This is a genomic window from Vibrio sp. QJM3NY_35, from assembly GCF_057785915.1.
In genome coordinates this window covers 841,154-865,230 of record NZ_CM173508.1, presented here as the reverse complement: position 1 = coordinate 865,230, position 24,077 = coordinate 841,154, and the positions used below count along the sequence as shown (strand labels likewise).

General features: G+C 42.4%; 21 protein-coding genes and 2 pseudogenes. 8 read left to right on the top strand and 15 right to left on the bottom strand.

The window, feature by feature from the left end; genetic code table 11:
* Window positions 1–116 precede the first annotated feature (116 nt).
* Window positions 117–1,316: an enolase C-terminal domain-like protein gene (locus tag AC3CH3_RS19275; RefSeq protein ID WP_488539021.1), complete on the bottom strand. Its 1,200-nt coding sequence runs from the start codon at window positions 1,314–1,316 to the stop codon at window positions 117–119.
* 260 nt (window positions 1,317–1,576) lie between these two features.
* Between AC3CH3_RS19275 and AC3CH3_RS19270 the strand changes: the two genes are divergently transcribed.
* The 3 genes from AC3CH3_RS19270 (at window position 1,577) to AC3CH3_RS19260 (ending at window position 4,719) form a co-directional block, all read left to right on the top strand.
* Window positions 1,577–3,010, top strand: a complete 1,434-nt coding sequence (locus tag AC3CH3_RS19270) for a PTS transporter subunit EIIC (protein ID WP_488539020.1) — start codon at window positions 1,577–1,579, stop codon at window positions 3,008–3,010.
* A gap of 106 nt (window positions 3,011–3,116) precedes the next feature.
* The gene (locus AC3CH3_RS19265) at window positions 3,117–4,085 is read left to right on the top strand and encodes a sugar kinase (protein WP_488539019.1); all 969 of its coding nucleotides are present in this window, start codon (window positions 3,117–3,119) and stop codon (window positions 4,083–4,085) included.
* A 4-nt stretch (window positions 4,086–4,089) separates the two neighbouring features.
* A complete protein-coding gene (locus AC3CH3_RS19260) occupies window positions 4,090–4,719 on the top strand; it encodes a bifunctional 4-hydroxy-2-oxoglutarate aldolase/2-dehydro-3-deoxy-phosphogluconate aldolase (RefSeq protein WP_102433567.1) in 630 nt (209 codons plus the stop codon).
* Between the two features lie 98 nt (window positions 4,720–4,817).
* On the opposite strand, the gene melR is transcribed toward AC3CH3_RS19260, so the two are convergent.
* Complete coding sequence (gene melR, locus AC3CH3_RS19255; RefSeq protein ID WP_488539018.1) at window positions 4,818–5,822, bottom strand: transcriptional regulator MelR; 1,005 nt, start codon at window positions 5,820–5,822, stop codon at window positions 4,818–4,820.
* Between the two features lie 328 nt (window positions 5,823–6,150).
* Between melR and melA the strand changes: the two genes are divergently transcribed.
* The 3 genes from melA (at window position 6,151) to AC3CH3_RS19240 (ending at window position 11,308) form a co-directional block, all read left to right on the top strand.
* Window positions 6,151–7,503, top strand: a complete 1,353-nt coding sequence (gene melA, locus AC3CH3_RS19250) for an alpha-galactosidase (RefSeq protein ID WP_488539017.1) — start codon at window positions 6,151–6,153, stop codon at window positions 7,501–7,503.
* A gap of 71 nt (window positions 7,504–7,574) precedes the next feature.
* The gene (gene melB, locus AC3CH3_RS19245; RefSeq protein WP_488539016.1) at window positions 7,575–8,993 is read left to right on the top strand and encodes a melibiose:sodium transporter MelB; all 1,419 of its coding nucleotides are present in this window, start codon (window positions 7,575–7,577) and stop codon (window positions 8,991–8,993) included.
* Window positions 8,994–9,097: 104 nt separating this feature from the next.
* Window positions 9,098–11,308 carry a hypothetical protein gene (locus AC3CH3_RS19240; protein WP_488539015.1) on the top strand — a complete coding sequence of 737 codons (2,211 nt, stop codon included), beginning with the start codon at window positions 9,098–9,100 and terminating at the stop codon, window positions 11,306–11,308.
* Window positions 11,309–11,431: 123 nt separating this feature from the next.
* On the opposite strand, the pseudogene AC3CH3_RS19235 reads toward AC3CH3_RS19240, so the two are convergent.
* A pseudogene (locus AC3CH3_RS19235) lies at window positions 11,432–11,691 on the bottom strand (DUF5062 family protein).
* 83 nt (window positions 11,692–11,774) lie between these two features.
* On the opposite strand from AC3CH3_RS19235, the pseudogene AC3CH3_RS19230 reads away from it, so the two are divergent.
* Window positions 11,775–11,855 (top strand): annotated as a pseudogene (locus AC3CH3_RS19230) (helix-turn-helix domain-containing protein); the annotation flags it as partial.
* 247 nt (window positions 11,856–12,102) lie between these two features.
* Here the strand turns inward: AC3CH3_RS19230 and AC3CH3_RS19225 are convergent.
* From AC3CH3_RS19225 to AC3CH3_RS19205, 5 genes are all read right to left on the bottom strand, one after another.
* Window positions 12,103–13,527, bottom strand: a complete 1,425-nt coding sequence (locus tag AC3CH3_RS19225) for an aspartate kinase (protein WP_488539014.1) — start codon at window positions 13,525–13,527, stop codon at window positions 12,103–12,105.
* 78 nt (window positions 13,528–13,605) lie between these two features.
* Complete coding sequence (locus tag AC3CH3_RS19220; RefSeq protein WP_010431969.1) at window positions 13,606–13,992, bottom strand: ectoine synthase; 387 nt, start codon at window positions 13,990–13,992, stop codon at window positions 13,606–13,608.
* 13 nt (window positions 13,993–14,005) lie between these two features.
* Window positions 14,006–15,271 (bottom strand): diaminobutyrate--2-oxoglutarate transaminase, encoded by a 1,266-nt coding sequence (gene ectB, locus AC3CH3_RS19215; protein WP_076644928.1) that lies wholly within the window; start codon window positions 15,269–15,271, stop codon window positions 14,006–14,008.
* A gap of 35 nt (window positions 15,272–15,306) precedes the next feature.
* Window positions 15,307–15,840, bottom strand: a complete 534-nt coding sequence (ectA, locus tag AC3CH3_RS19210) for a diaminobutyrate acetyltransferase (RefSeq protein WP_076644929.1) — start codon at window positions 15,838–15,840, stop codon at window positions 15,307–15,309.
* A 468-nt stretch (window positions 15,841–16,308) separates the two neighbouring features.
* Entirely contained in the window at window positions 16,309–16,569 is a 261-nt protein-coding gene (locus tag AC3CH3_RS19205; protein WP_065677671.1) for a DUF5062 family protein, read from the bottom strand.
* Between the two features lie 449 nt (window positions 16,570–17,018).
* On the opposite strand from AC3CH3_RS19205, the gene AC3CH3_RS19200 reads away from it, so the two are divergent.
* Window positions 17,019–17,234, top strand: coding sequence for a hypothetical protein (locus AC3CH3_RS19200; RefSeq protein ID WP_026012328.1), 216 nt, complete (start codon window positions 17,019–17,021; stop codon window positions 17,232–17,234).
* 133 nt (window positions 17,235–17,367) lie between these two features.
* On the opposite strand, the gene AC3CH3_RS19195 is transcribed toward AC3CH3_RS19200, so the two are convergent.
* From AC3CH3_RS19195 to AC3CH3_RS19165, 7 genes are all read right to left on the bottom strand, one after another.
* Entirely contained in the window at window positions 17,368–18,114 is a 747-nt protein-coding gene (locus tag AC3CH3_RS19195; protein WP_019824519.1) for a phosphatase, read from the bottom strand.
* An 18-nt stretch (window positions 18,115–18,132) separates the two neighbouring features.
* Window positions 18,133–18,867 carry a nucleoside/nucleotide kinase family protein gene (locus tag AC3CH3_RS19190; protein ID WP_019824521.1) on the bottom strand — a complete coding sequence of 245 codons (735 nt, stop codon included), beginning with the start codon at window positions 18,865–18,867 and terminating at the stop codon, window positions 18,133–18,135.
* A gap of 8 nt (window positions 18,868–18,875) precedes the next feature.
* Complete coding sequence (locus tag AC3CH3_RS19185; RefSeq protein ID WP_167353367.1) at window positions 18,876–19,394, bottom strand: MltR family transcriptional regulator; 519 nt, start codon at window positions 19,392–19,394, stop codon at window positions 18,876–18,878.
* 56 nt (window positions 19,395–19,450) lie between these two features.
* Window positions 19,451–20,722, bottom strand: a complete 1,272-nt coding sequence (locus tag AC3CH3_RS19180; protein ID WP_488539013.1) for a zinc-binding dehydrogenase — start codon at window positions 20,720–20,722, stop codon at window positions 19,451–19,453.
* 50 nt (window positions 20,723–20,772) lie between these two features.
* A complete protein-coding gene (locus AC3CH3_RS19175) occupies window positions 20,773–22,176 on the bottom strand; it encodes a PTS mannitol transporter subunit IIBC (protein WP_488539012.1) in 1,404 nt (467 codons plus the stop codon).
* A gap of 25 nt (window positions 22,177–22,201) precedes the next feature.
* Entirely contained in the window at window positions 22,202–22,645 is a 444-nt protein-coding gene (locus AC3CH3_RS19170; RefSeq protein WP_488539011.1) for a PTS sugar transporter subunit IIA, read from the bottom strand.
* Window positions 22,646–23,188: 543 nt separating this feature from the next.
* The gene (locus AC3CH3_RS19165; RefSeq protein WP_488539010.1) at window positions 23,189–23,845 is read right to left on the bottom strand and encodes a Qnr family pentapeptide repeat protein; all 657 of its coding nucleotides are present in this window, start codon (window positions 23,843–23,845) and stop codon (window positions 23,189–23,191) included.
* Window positions 23,846–24,077 lie beyond the last annotated feature (232 nt).

Sequence of the window (24,077 nt, the reverse complement as noted above, 5' to 3'; positions counted from 1 at the left end):
TAGTTAAGCAACAGCAACAAATTGAGAACGAAGACTGACAAAGAAGCTAAAACGAACGGTAATTTTCAGACAAAAAAATGGCCGCTATCTGCGGCCATTTTGGTTAACTCAATGAGTTATGGAGTGTGAATCGCGCCATCAGGAAGGCGACTTTGAGTCCACTCGTGGGGGCGATACATAACAGGGAACTCGGCTGCAACCTCTCGGTCGATTTCAACACCAATACCTGCGATTTCAGAAGCGTATAAGTAACCATTAATTGGCTCTGCAGCGTTCGGGAATGCCTTGTGTGTATTCTCGTTGTACTCGACATGTTCTTGAACGGCGGCATTGTGTAAATGCACATTCAAATGCGTGTTTACCGCAGCACCAATTGGCGTCATATCTGGCGGGCAATGCCATGCAATACGAACACCGAAGTTCTGACATAGATGACCTAGTTTCAGAGCCGGAGTAATGCCACCAATCTGTGAAACATGACAGCGAATGAAATCAATACGGCGGTTAGCAATCAAAGACTTCCACTCTTCAGGGTTATTAAATAACTCCCCTAAACCCAATGAAACCGAACTTTGGCTACGAATATTATCCAGCCATTCCGTTTGATTTGGCGGCAGAATATCTTCAATGAAGTAAGGCTTATATTGCTCAACTTCTTTGGCAAATTGTATTGCTTGGTTCGGGAATAGGCGCTCATGAACATCATGAAGAATATGGAATTTATTACCGTATTTCTCCCTAAGCGACTTAAACATCGTTAGTGTATTGTCCATGTACTGATCTTGGTCGTAGTACGAGCCTTCAGTCGGATTTTGAGTGGTATGCAAATCGGTTGGAACACCGCCATAGAAACCAAGCTGACAACGAATGTGCTTGTAGCCTTTGTCTAGGAAAGATTCCACCAGCTCATAAATACCTTCCATCGTATCGCTAGTCGCGTGTGTGTATACAGGAATAGCATCACGAGACTTACCACCAAATAATTGATGTAATGGCATACCCGCTAATTTGGCTTTAATATCCCACAGTGCCATATCAACACCGGAAATTGCATTATTGATAACAGGGCCATTTCGCCAATAAGCATTGACCATCATCATTTGCCATAAGTCTTCAATATTATTGGCGTTTTTACCAATAAGAATAGGTTTTAAATATTCATCGACCATTGTTTTTACAGCAAGCGGTCGTTGTTGGAATGTCGCACAACCAAACCCAGTCACGCCTTCATTCGTTTCAACTACCACGGTAATGAGATTGTGTCTGTCTGGTTTAGTAATAATACAATGGATATCAGATATAATAGTTTCTTTCACAATTAAATAACCTAAACTTAAGTCAACTCCTATTATCTAACCGCGTTAAAAACCACATTTCAAGCGCTAATTTTCGGTAAAAATAATTGGTACGTTAAGTGTTTTTTTTTGATAAACAAAACATACCAATTGGCCAAAAATGGTGAAAAAATAATTTTTCGAATTTCAAGTGTGATTGAGATCTCTTTTTATTGCGTTGGAATTAAATTGGTTGTCGTTATGATTACTCGAGTTAAATATATTCCAATAACAGGTGTAGTATGCAAATGGTAGAAAAGAGTGATGCCGTTATTAATAACTCGAAGTCATCATCGAAAAATAAAAATTCCAACGAAAATATACAGTTATTAGTCACCGCTGTTGGTGGTGAAGACAATATCGTGAGTATCACGCACTGTATGACAAGGTTGCGCTTCAAATTAGCAGACGAATCGCTGGTAGACGAAGAAGCGATCAAGCAGATCGCAGACGTGAAAGGTGTGGTCCTTCAACAAGGCCAAACCCAAGTCATCATCGGTGTAGAGGTAGAAAAATGGTTCAACGCTCTGTCAAATACTCAACAAGCTGACGCGACTCCGGCCGATGAGCTAGAGAAAGGCAAGCTATTCCAAGGCGTGATGCGTATTGTCGCGGGTATCTTCGGCCCTGTAGTTCCTGCGATTGCCGGTGCAGGTATGTTGATGGGCTTACTTTCTGGCCTTATCGCAACCAATGTTATCTCTGAAACCTCTGACACGGTTTATTTCTTCCGCTCTATCTCTGTTGCTGTGTTCTTCTTCTTGCCTATGCTGGTCTCTTTCTCTGCAGCCAAAGTATTTAAGGTGAACGAATACATTGCGCTTGCTGTTTCCTCTGCAATGTTAGCCCCCAAGCTAGTAGATAAAGCGGTGATGCTAAAAGATGCTGGCGCAGCACCTGAACTGACGGTGCTAGGCGTGGTTCCTATTGAGCTGCTTAACTACGGCGGCGCGATTGTTCCTGCGATTCTAGCAATCTGGTTATTGTCTAAAGTGACTCCGTTAGTTGACCGTCTAGTTCCTTCTTCTGCGAAGCCTGTATTTACACCACTGCTTGCCTTTACGGTGACTTCAACCATCACACTATCATTTGTTGGCCCTGCGGGTATCTGGCTAAGTAATGGCGCGGGTTGGGTAATGAGTTCACTACTGGAAATCTCTCCGACGTTAACAGGCTTTGTTTTTGGTCTGACTCGTCCTATTACCATCGTATTTGGCATCCACCACAGCATGACGCCGATTAGCCTGAACAACTTTGCACTGTATGGTAAGGATTTACTTATGCCAATCATGTGCTTAGGTAACATGGCAATTGCTGGTGCGACAATGGCAATCTGGCACAAGCAACGCAAAACGGTTTCGAAAGAGCAATCTTCAATTACGATGGGCTCAAGTGTTACCGCTATCTTAGGCATCACGGAACCGGCTCTATTTGGCGTCCTAACCAAATACACCAAAGCGATGATGACCGCGAGTTTAGCAGCAGGTGTGTTCGGTGCTATCTCGGTAACGATAGATACTCACTTAACCAGCTACATTCTTTCTTCTGTGTTCAGCTTGCCGGCTTACCTTGCAGGCGGCACACAGAACTTTATCCAAGCGATTATGGGTGTGGTTGGTGTGTTCGCACTGTCTTATGTTCTAACGCTGTTGTTCGTGAAACTAGACAACAAATAAGACCTCCTCCCAACCTATTGGGAACAGAATCAACGTGGCTACTTTCCTTGTAGCCACGTTCCATCATTTATACCTAGCAATACCAATCTTTCTGTAAGGGCACACTATGAGCCACATTGCGATTATCGGCGAGTGCATGATAGAACTGAACGGCGCTCCATTCGGTACCATGCAACAGACCTATGGTGGGGATACGCTCAACGCCGCTGTTTATTTGAACCGAAGTGCCACCAGCTATTCCTGTTCGTCAGATACACCTATGATTCGTACCAGTTATGTCACAGCGCTAGGCTCAGACGCTATCAGTCAACAGATGCTTAACCGATGGCAAGATGAAGGGCTATCAACTGATTTCGTACTGATTGACGAGCAGCGCTCGCCAGGCCTGTATCTGATTCAATTAGACGACGTTGGTGAACGCACATTTCTGTATTGGCGTAATGACTCGGCTGCTCGCTACATGGTACAGCACCCAAATTTCGACAAAATAACCGCCCAACTTGAAGATGTCGATATGGTGTTTTTGAGTGGAATCTCTCTGGCGATCTTGCCTCATGGCGATCAACTAAAGTTACTCACTATCATCCAAGGTCTACGTGAACGTGGCGTGGCCATCGCCTTTGATAGTAACTACCGACCAAAGTTGTGGGACTCACAAGACGCAACCAAAGAAGCTTATCAGCTTGCCTATAAAGCGACGGATATCGCCTTAGTCACCTTCGACGATGAGCAACTGTTATGGCAAGACCCCCAGCCACAAGACACCATAAAAAGACTGCATACACTCGGCGTCAAAACCGTTGTTGTAAAGCTTGGTGCTGAAGGCTGCTTGATCAGTGAAAACGCTGAAGCTGAGCCCGTAAACATCACAACGACACCTGTCGAGACTGTGGTTGATAGTACCTCTGCTGGCGACTCTTTTAACGGTGGTTTCTTATCTTGTTACCTCTCTGGAGGTTCTGTTTCAGAAGCCTGCCAACAAGGTAATGCACTAGCGAGACTAGTGATTCAGCACCACGGTGCAATTATTCCAAAAGCCATCACCGACACTCTTTCAAACCCTATTAAGAAGTAAACCCATGCCTACAATTAATGACCAATTAAAAGCACTTAAAGTTATCCCTGTTATCGCGATTGATAACGCTGAAGATATTATTCCACTAGGTAAAGTTTTAGCGGAAAACGGTCTGCCTGCAGCAGAAATTACTTTTCGTTCTGACGCCGCTGTTGAAGCTATTCGACTTCTACGAGAAGCTCAGCCTGACATGCTGATTGGTGCCGGAACGATTTTGAATGGTGAACAAGCACTGGCCGCGAAAGAAGCGGGCGCAACCTTTGTGGTATCACCGGGGTTTAATCCAAACACGGTTAAAGCATGCCAAGAGATAGGCATTGATATTATCCCGGGAGTGAACAACCCGAGCACCGTTGAAGCAGCATTAGAAATGGGATTAACGACTCTCAAGTTCTTCCCAGCAGAAGCATCGGGCGGCATCAGTATGGTTAAGTCGTTAGTTGGCCCATACGGCGATATTCGGCTAATGCCTACAGGCGGCATTACGTCATCAAACATCGATAATTACTTGGCTGTACCTCAGGTATTAGCCTGCGGTGGCACTTGGATGGTGGATAAGAAACTGGTTGAAAATGGCGAGTGGGATGAAATTGCCCGCCTAACACGCGAGATTGTTGAACAAGTGAATCGCTAGTCGATAACGATCTAGAGAGCACAAATTCTCTTGATTCCATAGCAACAAAGCCACAATACATGCTGTGGCTTTTCTTTTATCGAGTTGTATCAATATCGCTAACTGTCCGTCGTTGTTAACGGCCTTTTCCCATCACACGCCCCTTTCTCAAGGTCGTATAGCGGACTAGCCCCATGACTGCTCCATCGGTGATCTTCTCTAGCTAATTTTCTATATTGAGTCGGCGTGACACCAATGTACGTTTGGAAGGTTTCATAGAATCGGCTACTCGAATTAAAGCCCACCGTGAGTGAGATATCGAGAATGGTTCTATCCGTATCACTCAACAAAGCACGAGCGTGGTTGATGCGCATCGCAGTAATGTACTGCTTGATGGTCATCTGCATCGTTCTCTGAAATACGTTCATCGCATAGTTGCTGTGTAACCCGATATGTTCAGCGATATCTTTAACGGTCAATGGCTGATTATGGTGAGTCGCAATGTATTCCAACATCTGGCTGACATAGAATTGGGAGTGTTTCGACACCCCTTTTTTGGTCGATTTGTCCTGTCGATTTACGAGCAGTTGTTGCCAACCATCAAGGCAGATTCGCTTAAGCATCAAGCCAATTTCATCGATGGCCAACTGCTGGCGACTTTCTGACGAATGCTTTATCTCTTGTACCCATCGGGCAATTTCAAATTCACTCACTAACGAACAAGAGTTCGATTGCAACACACTGCCGTGAGTTATCTGATTGACTAAATCTCGACTGAGAGTCCACGACATAAAATGGTGAATCGGTATGTTGATGATCCCCATATTATGGCTTTGGCCGGGATTGGTGAGTCGATGAGGTACCGATGCCCAAAACAAGCCAATCGATCCGCTCTTAACCACGATTGGGCTGCCGTTAATGATGTATTCCACATCGTCCCCAAAAGGAATATTCACCTCAATTTGACCATGCCAATGATAGCCGGGCATGGAGTGAGGAGCTCTAAGTTCGATATCGATTTGCTCATAGGAAGAATAAAGAGAAAGCGGACTTACCGACACGGTCTCGGATGAGTACTTATCTAAAGTGATAATTCTCAGCGTATCAGGGGTTGATTGCGACATATCTCGCTCCTTAGGAAATCGTATAGCTGATTTTTAGCAGTTCCTCGATAATAAAACTCTGAAGGCGATCATAGTGCCGAAATACCCCAATTCATAAGATCATCACGATGTGATTAGAGTCAGCACCTTAAGTGCAAAACTCGCTTCATTGCATACCCTCCTCTCCTTAAAAGCCATCAAGTTATCCCATTTCCTAAGATTTTGATTCGGTGATTTGAAAATATTAGAAAACGGGAGAGCTATTAGATTATCTGAGACGAATCGACATGGGCTCTAGGTGTAATTTATCTGCATCAACAAAGAACTCAGAGAGATAAAGGATTCCACTATGCAAAGCCCTAAAATCACATTCATCGGTGCTGGTTCAACCATTTTTGTTAAGAACATTCTTGGCGACATTTTCCACCGTCCAGCATTACAAAACGCTCATGTCGCATTGATGGATATCGATGAGACCCGATTAGAAGAGTCTCATCTTGTCGTCAGCAAGTTGATGGAATCATCAGGCGCTACTGGCTCTATTTCATGTCACTTAAATCAGAAAGAAGCGCTACAAGAAGCAGATTTTGTCGTCATCGCTTTCCAGATCGGCGGTTACGAACCTTGTACCGTCACAGATTTCGAAGTATGTAAGCGCCATGGTCTGGAACAAACGATCGCAGACACACTCGGCCCAGGCGGGATTATGCGTTCACTACGCACAGTCCCGCACCTTTGGAGTGTCTGTGAAGACATGACCGAAGTTTGCCCGAATGCCACCATGCTCAACTATGTTAACCCAATGGCAATGAACACATGGGCAATGTACGAGAAGTATCCGCACATTAAACAAGTCGGTTTGTGTCACTCAGTACAAGGCACAGCTGAAGAGCTCGCACGCGACCTAGACTTAGATTACGCAGATCTTCGCTATACCTGCGCAGGCATCAACCACATGGCTTATTACCTAACCCTCGAGAAGAAGACAGAAAGCGGTGAGTACGTCGACATTTATCCAGACCTACTTGAAGCTTTTGAGAGTGGCAAAGCGCCTAAACCAGGCATCTATCACAATGGTCGCTGCACTAACTTAGTTCGCTATGAAATGTTTAAGAAGCTTGGTTACTTCGTGACAGAGTCTTCTGAACATTTTTCTGAATACACCCCCTACTTTATCAAGCCAAATCGTCCAGATTTAATTGAACGTTATAAAGTGCCACTTGACGAATACCCTAAACGTTGTGTCGAACAGATTGCCGATTGGAAAAAGGATCTTCAAGAGTTCAAAACAACCGACAAGATCACCGTTGAAGAGTCTCATGAATACGCCAGCACCATAATGAATTCTATCTGGACAGGCACTCCAAGCGTCATCTATGGCAACGTTAAAAACGAAGCCTTAATCGATAACTTACCGCAAGGCTGCTGTGTTGAGGTCGCATGTTTAGTTGATGCGAATGGTGTGCAACCGATCAAAGTTGGGCGTCTACCAAACCACTTAGCGGCATTAATGCAAACCAACATCAACGTTCAAACTCTATTAACCGAAGCCATTCTCACTGAAAACCACGACCGTATTTATCATGCTGCAATGCTGGACCCACATACTGCCGCTGTACTTGGAATAGAAGAGATATACGCGCTGGTTGACGACTTGATTGAGGCTCATGAGGGTTGGTTACCAGAGTGGGTTAACAAGTAATTTCATACTAATAAAAAATACAATAACGTGAATATTAGCGTCTTCTCACAGAGGAGGCGTAAGGAGTGGCAATGAGTATCTCTATGAATACCAAGCTAAGTTATGGCTTTGGGGCGTTTGGTAAAGACTTCGCAATCACCATCGTCTATATGTACCTAATGTTTTACTACACGGATGTAGTCGGTATTTCTGCCGCTACAGTCGGAACCATTTTCCTCGTCGCGCGCATCTGGGATGCCGTCAATGACCCTATTATGGGGTGGTTGGTCAACAATACGCGCACTCGATGGGGTAAGTTCAAACCTTGGATTTTAATTGGCACACTGGCTAACTCAGTCGTTCTATTGATGGTGTTTAGTGCGCATTACATCGAAGGCCCTTGGCTCATCGCATACGCCGCTGTCACCTATATCTTGTGGGGCATGACCTACACACTAATGGATATTCCTTTTTGGTCACTGGTCCCAACACTGACTTTGGACAAGCGTGAACGTGAAGAGCTTGTGCCATACCCTCGATTTTTCGCGAGCCTTGCATGGATAGTAACCGCAGCTATCGCTATGCCTTTCGTGAACTACGTAGGTGGGGACGATAAAGGGTTCGGCTTCCAGATTTTCACCCTCTTGTTGATCGCTTGTTTCTTAGTCTCTACTTTCATTACTTTACGCAATGTGAAAGAGCGCTATTCAACGGCTAACCTCGACACAACACAACCGGAAGAAAAGGTTTCACTGAAAAAGCTTCTCGCGCTTATCTACAAAAACGACCAACTGACCAGTGTTCTGTGTATGGCGTTGTCTTATAACCTCGCGACCAACATCATTACCGCCTTTGCTGTTTATTACTTCACTTATGTTGTTGGCAACGAAGAGCTGTTCCCGTACTACATGGCGTATGCAGGTATTGCTAACCTCATCACACTGGTGCTGTTCCCTAAACTTGCCCAGATGTTCTCACGCCGAGTTTTATGGGCCTGTGCATCCACTTTCCCTATCTTAGGCAGCGCGGTACTCATCTATGTCGGCATGTATGACAAACAAAGTATTCTGCTGATATCAACGGCGGGCGTCTTCCTGCAAATCGGTACCGCTCTGTTCTGGGTATTGAACGTGATTATGGTGGCAGACACGGTCGATTACGGTGAGTTTAAACTGGGTTCTCGTTGTGAAAGTATCGCTTACTCGGTGCAAACACTGGTTGTAAAAGCAGGCTCAGCATTTGCCGCTTTCTTCATTGGTATCGCACTCACCGCTGTTGATTATGTGCCCAACGTAACGCAAAGCCCTGAAACCGTATTCGGCATGCAATGCATCATGGTCGGCCTACCTGCTTTCTTCTTTGCCATTGCGTTAATCATCTACTTCCGCTTCTACAAGCTGAACGGTGCTTATCACCAAAAGATTCAAGATCACTTAACAGAGAAATACGACCACATTACAAACGAAGGCTCAGACAAAGGGGAAACCGCGAAACCGGCACAAGCAACATAAATCGTAAAGCAACGTCAATGTAGGTTTTCGGAAACCACATTGACGTTCATAGCAACAACTCTCAACCCTCACTAGCCTTTCTACTTCCAATAAAAGAGATCCGTATGAAACTCAAAGTACTTGCTTCTGCCATCACTTTCTCACTCATGCTATCAGCTGGAGCTCACGCACAAAAAAACGACAACATTCTTACTAACCCAAGCTTTGAAAACAAAGGGTTAGGATGGAGCTACTGGTTTTCTAATATCAAAAATGACTTCACTCATGAAGGAGAATACCGAGGTCGTATCGCTCAAGGCAAGAATCACCACATCAGTCAAGTCGTAACGATTCCCGAGACAGGCTACTACGATTTATCTGCGTATTTTATTAGTCCTTCTAACGATGCCACCATCGCAATGACTAACCTCACCGATCAAATATTAGTGAGTGACACAATAAAACAAAGCACCAAATATCAACGAAAAAACCTAAAACACATCCCACTAGAAAAGGGCGAGCAGCTAAAAGTCTGGTTCTCAGGTTCTAACCAAGGAGGGGTCAGTGTCGACAGCGTTGCGTTAATCAAAAGTAATAAAAGTAAACCTCTACATTTCAACCAAATTATTCAGTTCTCAACTCAAGAACAAGTCGGTGTCACTAGCGTTAATAAGATTTCTAGGGATATAAAGTTCCAGGTCCCGTTTGGCACAGATCTAACCACATTAACCATAGGAAAATTCCTAATCTCTGAAGGCAGCTATTCGTCTATCAACACAGGTGATGTCATCGACTTCAGTCAGCCGGTACAAATAGCAGTGATAGATGACAACAATAAAGAACAGCTATGGACGATCACGGCTATCGAGAAAGAAAAGCAAGTGGTGGTCACCTCTTCGAATACGAAGCTTCAAGACTCTTTCGAATGGGCTATGGAGAAAACTCAGCGCTTCGTAATGACAGGTCAACACGACCTCGTGAACCGGGATGAATACAATAACGATGGTGATGGCAGCGTAGATTACATTCCATCTTATTGGGCTGGCTATTTTGACCGAACAGCATTTTACTCGAGAGACTTCTTACACCAAGCAAGTGGCGCAAAAATCGCAGGACTTGAACCAGAAAACTTCTCAATGTTCAAAACCTTCGCCAAGCATTCAACCGAGTCAAGAAAGTGGTACACACTATGGGCTATTAATTTCGATGGTACGCCACACACTATTGATTATGATGACGACAATTGGTTTGTTCGTGAAGTGCCAGCACAGTTTGAATTTGTTGAAAAGGCATGGAAGCAATATCAATGGACAGGAGACAAACGCTATATAGAAGATGATGATCTCTGGCAGTTTTATACCAAGGTTCTCACCGATTACATCGAGCTGCATGATGACCAAGATCCAAATGGTATCGCTGAAGGTTATGGCGGTATTTTTGAAGGATCTGCAACGTACAACGAACGAGGAGAGTTTCCAATCGAAGCCGGTGACGGAATTGGCTCACAATACCAAGCTACTCTCGCTTACTCAGCAATGTTAGAAGCACGAGAAGAATATAATGAAGCCATACTCTGGCGAGAAAAAGCCCAAGAACTTAAGCGTTATTTTAATGAAGACTGGAGCGTCGTAGATCTAAATAAACCACTAGAGAACTACGTTAACATTGTTCAAAAAGATGGGCTCCGCCTAAACGATTTTGGTAAGGAGAATAGTTGGTTCATGCCGATGAAACTCATCACTGAACCAGGAGAAAGAAACAACAGGTATCTTGATTTCATTGCTAACAATCTAGGCGATGGCATTGGTAGCACACCAGAGGCACCAAACAATATTGAAGCCTACACCTACATTCCTGAAACCTACTTTCCATATAATCGCAATGCCGAAGCATGGAAGTGGATGCAGTACATAATGGACACTAAAGATGAGCCACACGAACGTCCAACTCAAGGAACCAATGGTGACTACCCAGAAATATCCTTTACATTCATTTCAAATACGATTGAAGGCTTAATGGGTATAAAACCAAACGCCGCAGAGCACCGAGTGTCGACAGCTTCTCACCTCACCAGTGACATAGAATGGTTAAGTGTGGATCAGTTACCAATGGGTGAACATGAGCTAACCCTACGTCATGATGGGCTCACGAAGTCAACGCTTACTAACCGTTCTGAGCATGCCCTCGAATGGGAAGCATGGTTCTATGGCGATTACCCAACATTAATCGTAGATGGTCAAGCCATCCGCAGTCAAACCAAACAAGTGAACGGGCAACAAGTCAGCTATGTAATTGTACCCATAGTGAAAAATTCTACTCGAGTTATTGAAAGGTAACGCTTAAAACAAAGCCTAGCGAGTAATCGCTAGGCTTTCGTACATTAAAACAATAAGTGAAATTAGGGGAAAGGGAAAGCATCAGTTCAAATCAGGTGAAATGCACCAGTATTCATAACTTCTTTATTTTAGCGGGTCATTGTCCGGCAGTGCATTATGAAGCCAGAGTGCTAAACGCTTCTTAATGTTCGCGCCATCAAGCTTATCGTCAGGTAACGTGTGATCTGATTGACTTCAACCAGGAACAAGTACACCGCTTTAACCTTTATCGGTTGGGATGAATTTGGCAAATCAAAACCTTGTAGCTTTGCCATCTTACAACCGACTTCAACTGCTTTTTTTACCAACTTATCTTCATTAATGATCTTCGCGGTTTTCGACATATCATCTCTATCGTCTTTATCGAATGAATTCGGGGTTAACTATAGGACTACATAGAAAGGAAATAAAAGCACCAAAGATGATTGGCAACAAAAAGGAAACAGCACAAGACTTGGGAATCAGCATCAAAACGCTTTATAACAAGCTCGATAAGTATCAAGAGTAGTAATACTCATATCTGATGTTGCTATGTGAAAGGTAAAAGGTGAAAGGTGAAAGGTGAAATAGCCGATAACCGAATACTTAATAAATCACCGATTAATTCAAGAAAGTACAGTATCAACACGAAAATCAAGTAACGTTTACTGTATCTGTGTGATCAAAATAGATACAGGCGATCGTTAATTTGCAGTTGATGTTTTGCTTTGCCATGAAAATGTAACAGTGGAGGGTGAGCCCTCCACTGTTACATTTTATGCTGCATTCACCGATGTCTCGGTTCTTTTATCTTGATCAAAGAACTCTTCATGCAACGCGCAAATCGCTTGTTGATACTTGTCATCACTCACAACAAATTGCACATTTACGTTTCTCAAAGACGAATGTAATGCAATAGGCGTAACACTATGATTCATCAAAGCCAATACACCATTAGCGAGCGTTTTATTGGTATCAATTTGAGAACCGATCGCTGAAATTATAGCGACCATTCGACCTGAAATAGATGCCTGAGGGTAACGTTTCTCAGCTTTATAAGACACCTTGTTTAAACTCTCGGTGCTACCACCTAGATAATAGGTAATAGAATTGGCGTTCATCTCTTTACCGATAAGGCTCACTCTAGCATCTGCGATAATCTCCATTAACTCATAACTAACATTGTCCGCCTTACCGACCATTCCCTGGTCAAAAACGTGTAACGCATATACCTTCTGTTTTCCGGCAATGATCTCAATGTGATTAGTGTCTGGTCGGTAATCAGAAGAAATCAGTGTTCCCTCATGTTCTGGCTCGAAAGTGTTTTTGATTTGCAGTTCTATGCCACTTTCTCGTAACCCAGCAGCCGCATTAGAGTGAATAGCTTCCATACCAAGGTTAGCCAGTTGATCGGCAACATCATAATTGGTTGCCCCAATCGGTTTAACCGAACCTACACCAACGACTTTTGGGTCAGCCGAACTAAAATGATACTCCTTATGGAGGATCGCCAATGATGCCTCAGTAATAGTAGCGATACGACTAAACGTCATCTCACTGTAACCACGATCATAAGTATGCATCAAACCTTCTTTGCAATATGCATAACCAGTTACTATGGGAAGCTCCTCAGTAACATCTATGTCAGAGAAAGCCTCTCTAATGGTATCATCCAAACTTTGAGGGGTTTTGTTGTCCCAACCAGAAAGGTCAACAAAGGTCGAGTTTATACCAATGTTTTTTAATTTAAGAGCCGTGTTGTATGCACTATGTGACTCTCCAATTGAAGAAAGAAACTCTCTAATCTGTGGTAAATAATGTCTCAGTGAAAACTGTCCGTATTGGCACGTTTCAAGAATGTTAGTAATACAGTTTTTAGCTTCTGAAATACGAGACCGGATGAACTTATCTGCTCTCATACGATTCATTGGATCCGCAAAAATATGCTCATTGGTCAATAGCATGCGGCGTTCAATATAAGATAGAGCATCCTTCCACGAATCGTCACGCATCGCTATCAATTGATAGACACCAGGCTTACCTGTTTTTTTACATTCCAACAATGCATCCGTCATACCGCTGTATGCGGACACAACAAAGATTCGGTTATACGGATTTTGAGGGCGGAGAATAATATTGTCGAGCACAGCATCAAATGCTGTCATTGATGTACCGCCGATTTTTTCTACGGTAAATGTCATAAAAGACCTTTTGTTCTTGAAGAGATTAAAGACGAAATAATAGAGGGGGGGGTGAGATATCACCCCTGAAGATATGGGTTAATCAACGAGTGGATAAACGCCGTTTTCATCGTGTACTTCAGCGCCAGTAATTGGTGGGTTAAACACACAAGCCATTGTCATTTCTTTGTTTTTATATGCGCGTAAATAATGCTCATCATTCTTATCTAGGATGTACAACGTACCGGGTTTGATTGGGTAAGTTTTACCACCAACGACTTCAATCTCCCCTTCACCACTCATACAAAACACAGACTCCAAGTGGTTTTGGTAATGGATATGTGTTTCTGTCGCTTCGTAAATTGTTGTGATATGAAAAGAAAATCCCATATTGTCATCTTTCAATAACATGCGAGTACTTTCCCAGTTATCCGATACAATACGTCTTTCACTATTACGACATTCATCAAGTGTTCTAACAATCATTTTACTCTCCCTATTACGATGCTTTCTTGAAATGCTTGGTTGCTACCACTTCAACTGAGTCTTCGAAAATAGTTAAACCTTGCATCAATTCCGATTCTGAAATGGTTAATGGACAAAAGAACTTCAAGATTTCATCGTTTGGACCTGCGGTCTCAATTACCATGCCCTTGTCAAAACACACTTTTGCAATCTCATCAGCTGTGTTCCCATCTTTACATTCAATGCCAATCATCATTCCGCGTCCCTTGCGTTGAACAAATAGCTCAGGGAAACGCTTGAGATTGCGTTGAATGACATCATCGACCATGCTTGAGCTACGTTGAATATGATTTTCAAAATCATCATTTGACCAATACATTTCTAACGCTTTCGCAGCAGTAATGAACGCATGGTTGTTACCACGGAAGGTGCCGTTGTGTTCTCCCGGCTCCCACTTGTCTAGTTCAGGTTTTAATAAAACCACAGCCATCGGTAAGCCATAACCACTTATCGACTTAGATAGCGTAACGATATCTGGTTTTATACCTGAAGGTTCAAAGCTAAAAAACGTTCCTGTTCGACCACAACCGGCTTGAATATCATCCACAATAAATAGGATATCGTGGGCTTTACAGATTTTGCTTAACTTCTGTAGCCATTCATTTGAAGCGACATTTAACCCACCTTCACCCTGAACTGTTTCCAATAAAACGGCGGCAGGTTTATCCATACCAGCGGAATTATCGGCTAACATCGTTTCAAATAATTTTAAACCATCAATTCCAGCGTAACCTTCAAATGGCAAACGCGTAACATTGTTCAGATTTGAGCCCGCACCTTGCCTGTGGTGTTGGTTGCCTGTAGCAGCCAATGCACCCGCCGTACAACCATGAAAGCCATTGGTAAATGCAACAATACTGCTTCGACTAGTCACTTTTTTTGCCAATTTAATCGCTGCCTCAACCGCATTTGTTCCTGTCGGGCCGGTAAATTGAACTTTGTAATCTAATGCTCGAGGTTCCAAAATAAAGCGACTAAGAGCTTCTAGAAATTCAGCTTTGGCTTCTGAATGCATATCTAAGCCATGTGTAATTCCATCCATTTCAATGTACTCAAGTAGAGCTTGCTTTAGTATTGGATTGTTGTGACCGTAATTGAGAGATCCTGCTCCAGCAAGAAAATCGAGGTAACGATCACCTTGTTTTGTTTCAAGCCAGCAGCCTTTTGATTTAGCAAAAGTTACTGGAAAACTATTCGAGTAAGAACGTACGTTAGATTCCTGCTTCTTAAAAATATCCATGATAATGCCGTTATTTAATTCCTATAAGTGTTTGATTATTTGAGGAGGATTCGATAGAGATACTCGGTATCGTGCTGCCCGTTAAAATGAAGGTTTTCATCTAAGAAAGTAGTCACTCGCCCGGTGTTACCGTTTTTTTCGTCCAGCTTTTTGAACAGTGCCCAAGACGCTTGGTTTGATTTAGTGATAGTCGTTTCTATCGCTTCAATGCTCTTTAGGCACTCTCGATTAAGTAAGGTGTTCAGCATCTTGTAGGCTAAAGCATTACCTCTAAACTTAGGCGCCACCGCTACTTGCCAAATAAAGAGAACATTGGGCTCACTAGGTTTCCGGTAGCTAGAAATAAAGCCAGCAAGGTCACCTTCATGCTCCACTAAAATGCAAGTTTTACTAAAGTGAGTAGACTGCAAGAAATTGCAATATGAAGAGTTAGTGTCTAATGGAGGGCACTCTGAAATTAATTGATAAATGTTGTTGCCATCCGAAACTTCTGGCTCGCGAAAATTCCACTTTTCAATCATTTTTTCTACAACCTCTGGATACAAGATCCAAGGCGCTGATGTAATCATACCGATAAAATCCTTTGAGCTCTAATTAAATTCCTTTTTATTATGAGCATTTACTGCCTGATAAGATCAACAACCTAACCTTTAAAATTAGAAAAAAGTGACACAAATCACACTTAATAACGATCGCCATGAATAAAATAATATTTTGAGCTCTAATGTATTTTATTGATGAGGATTTTAAGAAAATGTCTTAAACGGAATAAGCGCCAAAAGAAAGTTAGAGTTATTAGAAAATAACGATGCTCAGATTGCTAAACAAGCGGCATAAATCACCAAAACTCTCAATGCTGAACATTCTGTCGAGTCGATAGCAACGCTTCTAATGGCAGCGACTCGTTATCCACTATTAAAATACCTGTCTTAAAAAAACAAAAAACCTAGCGAGAGCTCGCTAGGTTTCTTATCTAACATATCGATGAATAATGAACTCAGAGGGAACGAGTTCAGGAATATCAGCTTAGAAAAGGTTTACTTCAAAGGGTCATTGTCAGGAAGTGCATTATGAAGCCAGAGTGCTAAACGCTTCTTGATGTTCGCACCATCAAGCTTGCTCTCAGGGAGAGGTGTGATCTGATTGACTTCAACAAGGAACAAGTACACCGCTTTAACCTTTATCGGTTGAGATGAATTTGGCAAATCAAAACCTTGTAGTTTTGCCATCTTAAAACCGACTTCAACTGCTTTTTTTACCAGCTTATCTTCATTAATGATCTTCGCGGTTTTCGACATATCATCTCCATCATCTTTATCGAACGAGTACTGAGTATATCAAACCGAACAACTCACAAGATTACCTCGCTCTCAATTTGAGGCGTCGCTTTGATAAATAACAGAAAAAGTGTAGCTGGTTAAAATTTTGATTGTAGCCTGAGTGATATTTACTAGGTAAATATTAGTAAGCAACCAGCCTCTTAATAGAAGACTCAATAAATGAGATCTTCAGTCAAGAAACCAAAAATCGAACAATATTTGACTTACAATACTAAAGAATACGGAATACCATGATTCTAATATAAATGTTACGTATTCTATCAATATAGAATAACTTTATGTTATTTAACCAGTTTTATACTAGAACGACTTAGATCATATTTATGAACACCTGTAACCAAAACCTATTTACAAAATACTCATTAAGAAAATAGAATAAATCCACTAATATTGTACGGGTGTTAAAAATGCGTTACCTATGGGCTTCATTCTGTCATAAAAACCCTATTCTTGGACGAATCGTTCATATCCTTGTTATGTTGGTCGCGTTGGCTTCTATCGTCGTTCCACTGATTTCCAAAGATGCCACAACCATCATAGCCTCGCTGTGTGTCGCGCTAGTATGCTTTATCCTATTCGTGTTCTTTGCACTCTGCGACAAAATGCGTTCAGGTATGCATTAATCAGCCCTATATTCGCCAAGCATTCTCTTTTCTAAACTTCATTATAAAATGCAGGCTCCGAATACAGAAAGCCCAAAGCTATTAGCTTTGGGCTTTTCTTTTTAGTATCAATCTTGATTAGTAAAACAGAAGCTTAATAGAGCTCTGAAAACTCTTCGATCCTACTCTTCCCGCGTAAAAGTAAAAAGTTTAGGAAACGAGATGTTGAGGTAGTGATGATTTTGTCTTCTTCAACACTGTGCTTTTCAAGTAATAATTTTACAAGATCCAAACGAGCGATTTCTTCACAGAAGTGAGCATCAGAACCCGTTGAGAAATAAACGCCGATTCGTTTACCGATCTCGACAATTTTTGAGCATCGCACATCGCTTCCTTTTCGGCTCTTGCCTGTCAGTGACGTATTGTTCACTTCAATTGCAACATTGTGCTCCTTTGCGCACAGCAGAACCGCTTCCATATCGAACTTGTAGTTTGGGTTCCCTAAGTGCCCTAGCACATCAACTTTGCCACTCCTAATGACGTTGATTAACGCCTGTGTATGTTCTTGTTCCGTCGATGGCTTGAAAACTGGCTCATGCAAGCTCGCAATCACCCAGTCTAAATGTTGGTAAGAAGAAGGAGGAAGATCCAACTCTCCAGCAGTATTCAATGTGTTGGCTTCCACACCCCGCAAGATACCTACATCGTGCAGAAAACGGGGCAAAATCCTTTGGTTATTGAAAAACCAGTAGTGGGGGGCTCCCGGCATTTCAGGAGCATGATCCGTTGTACAAAGGAGTTTTAGCCCCTTATTTTTCGATGCCAGTGCATTTTCGATAATGGTGCTATAGGCATGGCCACTTGCCAATGTATGAGTATGGCTGTCGACAACAATCTCCATTATGACCTCCTAAATTGTTTAATTGATTTGAAACGAGCCGTCTTGATTCATGAAGAGTGTTAGGTCAGCAGGGATAGAATGGTCTAACACTTTATCGACGTTTTTTGAGTCTGAATTTTTATAGAACTCTACCGCTTCTTCTAATGTGGTACCTCCTCGCACCTTGCGGTTTACTAAGCGCTCTTCGAGGAACTTAGCGTCGGTGTCTATGAAGATGGTGAAATCAGCCAACTCATGCAATCCATTCCAAACTGGCTCGTTCAGTAACAACCAGTTGCCTTCAATCACGACAATGTCCTTGTCTACCGAGATTGCGTCATCCACAGGGTCATGAAGATTTCTATCGTAGTACGGCCATGTAGGATTTTTTACTTTCAGCTGTTTTAACTTATCGATCAACGAGGTTAGATTGAACGTTTCGTGAGAGCCTTTAATGGTACGGAGTTTAATTTTCTCTTCATCACGAACGATGTAGTTTGAGTCCAATATCTCATTGGGGTAATGAAAACCGTCAAATGGCAATACCTGAAGTGGCTCAACGTTGGTTTGTTGATGGGACAAATGCTCCCAAAACGCGGCTAACGTCGATTTACCACTGCCAGGGGGGGCACACAAAAAGATAATCGTACGTTCTTTTTTCTGCTCAAAAAGTCGCGTAAATTTTTCAACCAGTGGTTTATGAATCTGTTCAATATCTTTATCAGGGAATGTCGCTTCGGTTTCAAAGCCACTCACATTTAAGGAAACTTTCATGTTCAACCTTATCCTAATATCTCTTTCTCAATATTTTCCAACAAGTTCTCGCAACAGAGTTTCAGCACTGTTTTAATCAGTGATTCGTAACGTGTTTGAGTGAATGAATCGAATGACGAGAATTTTAATTGGTTAATTGAATCTAAGTAGAAGCTATCTTTGCCTTTCGAGAGGTTTGATTGATTACTGATGAAGTCGTAAACCATGTCATCGCCAAATGTCAGCACTTGCGATTGCTTACTAGTGTATTCATACATTTGGTCGAATAAGCCAATATCTGCGTAGGTTTCCAAAGAGATCTTACCCATCGCAAACATCAATTTAGAGGCGACGTCGGTTGTCACAAGAGGCCCATCTTCTTTTAAAAGAGGTACGACGGCGTACTCCATCACCAAAGCATCTTGAACAAACACGTTCGGTAATAGCTTTTTCAGTTTTTGGTTTATTAACTTATTAGACGCTTCGATCAAACTCGTCGCGGAATCACACTGTTCCAATGCGTCTAATAATTCATCTTGCAACAAAATATCAATTACCTCATGAAGCTGTGGTGACTGGCTAGCCACCACAATAATGAACCATATTAAACGGTTAAGCTCACATCATAAAATTCAAGTAGCGCTTTTTCTGCCAATTCATTCCAAACGTAATTATTGGCTTTCAAAATTTCATCAAGCTCCAGGAAGAATGGAGACTGCTCTGCCAGTGTATGGAATTGGTCAATCGCTGTCAGCGGTAAGTCGATATGTGGGTAAATCAATTTCTTGCCACCTGGAAGATCCAGCTGGTTCAAAATGGTATGTGGCGCGGCTTCAAGGCCACCGATGTGCGTTAACATGAACGATGGGTTGATCTTGCCTGCTTCTGACAACTCTACTGACTCAATCAAATCACCTGTTGAACCACCAGAGGTACCGACGATATGCGTTGATTCGTAGTGAACGTTGTAGAAATTAAACGGTACTTTGAATTGCTTATCCGTAGGTCCAGCAAAGAAGTTTAAACAACCATCATTACCAAGTAGCTCATCGGCTTGCTCTAGCACCTGTGCAACCGCTGCGTATACCATGACATCGTCATAACCTTTATCTTTATTCAGACTTTTTAGGAAAGTAACCGGGTCATCAACTTTAGCGGTATTCACATAATGTAATTCAATACCATTTTCCGCGGCTTTTGATACTGGAATAAGGCTTTCAGCGCGCGCTAGACGTGCTTCATCAATGTCTGTCACCACAATCAAGCTTGGTTTCACGGGGCCATTAATCGCATAATCAATAGCACCGATCCCCATAGGGCCAGCACACGCAAGTAAAGCAAGTGAGCCGCCTTCTTTAATACCCATTTGATGCTCATAAACATATTGCGTTGTATGGTAGCTCGCGTGGAATGCACCAATAATACAAGACATTGGCTCAGCTAACGAAGCATTAGCGTAATATGGGCTTTTGTATGGAAGGACACAATCAAGGTCAATTGCCACTTTCGGGATAATCGAATAAGTCGCATTCCCGCCAAAGGTTTCGTAGCTATAGCCTGCTGAGTAGCCAGTTGGTAGGCCCATTGCAGGTTGCAGTACAAATGGTTCGCCCGGCTTAAAGCGATCTTTTAGGTTCGCGCCAACCTCAACAATCACCCCCGCATATTCGTGGCCAGTCATCACAGGTACTTCTGAAATGTTGTCAGGAACTCGTTTATGATTGCTTCCTAGCAGTGCTGCTTTGTAAGTTGAAAGGCAAATGCTATTAGAAATATTTTTTACTAGCAGTTCATCATCCGAAATCTTTGGTAGATCAAAGGTTCTCAATTGAACGTCTTTCTCACCACAAATTACCGCTGCAGTTGTTTGAACCATGATTTTATCTCCGAAAGGTGGGGCAATGACCTGACCCCAAAATTTAAAATTTAAGCTTGTTGACCGATTGTATCCATTAGCGTGTCTAACGCTGGATCATGCAGGAAGTTCTTAATTGTTACGACTGGCAAACCTGTGGCTTTGATTGCTCGACTCTCAAGGCTTTCGTGAGTAACCACTACATCGGCATGGCTAGGCACTTTCTCAATCGCATAGTTTTTCACTTCAACTTCGTAGCCTGCTTTTTCGAGCTTTCGTTTGAACGTTGAAGCGCCCATGGCACTTGAACCCATCCCTGCATCGCATGCAAAAGCTACAAATTTGATGTCTTTCGCTTCAGTTTTCGCTGCTGAAACAGGAGTTTTAGCCACTGAACCTTCTGCTTTCATGTCTTTCATGTCAGTCATCGATTGTTCGAATTCCTCTTCTGTCTCTTCCTTCTTACTCACTTTCAAGATGGCACTTGCCACTAGGAAAGACACAATCGTTGCTGTTGCTACACCAGCGATGGTTGCGAAGAAGCTGCCTTTTGGTGTTAGAGCTAAGTAAGAGAAGATTGAGCCAGGGCTTGGGCCAGCAACCAGACCACCATCAAGCAGGTTGAATGTTGCGATGCCTGTCGCTGCACCCGCAATCATCGCGAGAATCATGATTGGCTTCATTAAAACGTATGGGAAGTACAACTCATGGATACCACCAAAGAAGTGAATGATGATTGCACTTGGTGCTGACTTCTTACTTAAACCTTGACCGAACTTAGCGTAAGCCAGAAGCATACCTAGACCAGGACCAGGGTTAGACGCCACCATAAAGAAGATAGATTTGCCAGTTTCCGCCGCTGCTTGCAGACCTAATGGGTAGTAAATACCTTGGTCGATAGCGTTGTTTAGGAACAGTACTTTTGCTGGTTCATTAATAATGGCAAGTAACGGTAGAAAACCAGTTGCTACAAGCGCTTCGATACCTGATTTAACAAATAGGTTCGCAGCAGTCACAGCAGGACCAACAATCGCGTAAGCAAATAGACACATCAACATACCGAAGATGCCTAGCGAGAAGTTGTTTACCACCATCTCAAAACCTGAAGGGATCTTGTCTTGTAAGCGTTTATCGATTTGTACGATCACCCAGCCACTCAATGGACCCATGATCATTGCGCCAACAAACATTGGAATCTCAGCGCCAGCGATAACACCCATAGTACCTATCGCACCAGCAACTGCACCACGCTTATCCCCGACAATTTGTCCACCGGTATAACCAATAAGCAGAGGAAGTAAATAAGTGATCATCGGACCCACTAATTCACCAAAATATTCGTTAGGCATCCAACCCGTTGGAATAAATAATGCGGTAATAAAGCCCCATGCAATGAAGGCTCCGATATTTGGCAAAACCATCGCGGTCAGATGACCACCGAAGGCTTGTATTCTAGCTCGTAAATTTGTAGACACGTTATATCCTTATACAAGGTTATTATTAGTAACTTTTGATTATTTCAAGTACGTCTTGTTTCGATGAAGAAGCGGCCAATTTGGCAATATTTTCCTCATCACAAAGCATTTCGCTTAATGCTTGAATCACTTCAATGTGAGTATCTGAATCTTGTGCAGCTAGGGTCAGTAATACGTGCGCTGGACCCATATCTGAACCAAAGTCGACGGGGTTAGAAAACACATGGATACCAAGGCCTGTTTTTAGAACCCCAGCCTCTGGACGGGCATGAGGCATAGCAATGCCTGGACAAAGAACATAATAAGGTCCATTATCATGCGTTGACTGAATGATCGCGTCTGCGTAGTTATCGGTAACGTAACCTTTGTCTTGCAAATAACGAGTCGTTTCTTTAACTGCATCTTCCCACTTATATTCAGAGTGGTTAATGACATCAATTAAGTCGTGGTCAATAAGGTCATAAAGCATAATATATCCCAGTTATTCTTATTCGTTGTTGTTGGGATTATTATCAATGGAAGTTGTCGAATCGAGAAATGGCAAAGAAACGTGACTTTAGTCACCTATAAATAACTGTCAATCGGATATTTCTACGCTACCCCTCAAATTAAAGCTGTAATTAAATTACAAATTTATAATTAGAAACAAGTCAATAGTCTAAGTTTGACATTAACCCCAATAACCTAAATTAATTTAAAATAAGAAAATGAGACATGAGTTCAGGTTAGACGGTTGACCATAAATTAATTGTGATAATGATGATGTTTATATTCGTAAAGCAAGGAATGTAACACGCTAAAATCAGTGATCAAGATCGCGTATGAAATCCAAACACCATTCAACTGAAATTTTACGACATAACAAACTGCTGACTCACTCATCTAGCCTCACGACATGCAAACGACTTGCATAAAAAAGTCAGATGGGACACCAAATACGGAAAAGTCCAAAGTTATTAGCTTTGGGCTTTTCTTCTATCGACTGTGGTTGATTCCAACCGAGTGAAAAAAATCAATCAGGCATTACCACAATACCCATGGTCTCAAGCAGTTGCTCTTGCTGCCAAGCAACGATTTTAATCCCCGATGTGTCTACCTTGCGAGGATCTAACCCTTCTAATTCAGCATGGCATAAATTAGCACCTTCCATACTGAATTGCCCCCATACGTCTTCCGAAAACACACCTCGGCTGAGATCAGACTCTTTCAGTGACGCGCCTCCAAGGTAAGTACCTATCCAACGGTTCTCAAACAGCTCGCACTTCTCTAAACAAGCTTGTTCAAAATTGGCATATGACAGGTTACAGCCCGTAATATACGCTGAGCAAAAATACATTCTATTGCTTACCTGATTGGCAAAGTTAGCACGAGTGAAGTTCGCCCCTTTCAAGTCGCATTCACGTAGCTCAATCCCATAGCAATTCGCATTACTAAAATTCGCCATCGCCAGATGACAATTCTGGAAGCTTGCATCTCGTAAGTCGGCAACATCAAAGTGGCATCCCTCAATATCGCCTTGTTCAATAAACTTACAGTTAATAAACGTTGCATCACGCAAGTTCGAACGTCTGAAATCACAACGGATAAACGTGCAGGCTGTAAATGTAAGCTCTGATAAGTCTTGCTGAGCAAAACTGTGCTGATGATAAGTGCTGTTATTGGTGTCCATTTAGCCCCCTAAAAAAATTAAGCTAAGACTACCATTGCGATCTTAAGAAAACACCAAATTAAAAACGAACAAAAACAGCAACTTAAAACACCCTAATTTAGCCATTTTAAGGCACCAAACAAGCCCTTTAAGGTTGTTATTTTCGATTTATAGGATGTGTTTACCTTGAAAAAAGTTTTGTCGTTTAGAAGGCCAATAAGAGAAAAGTCACTTTCACGAAACGAGTCAATTA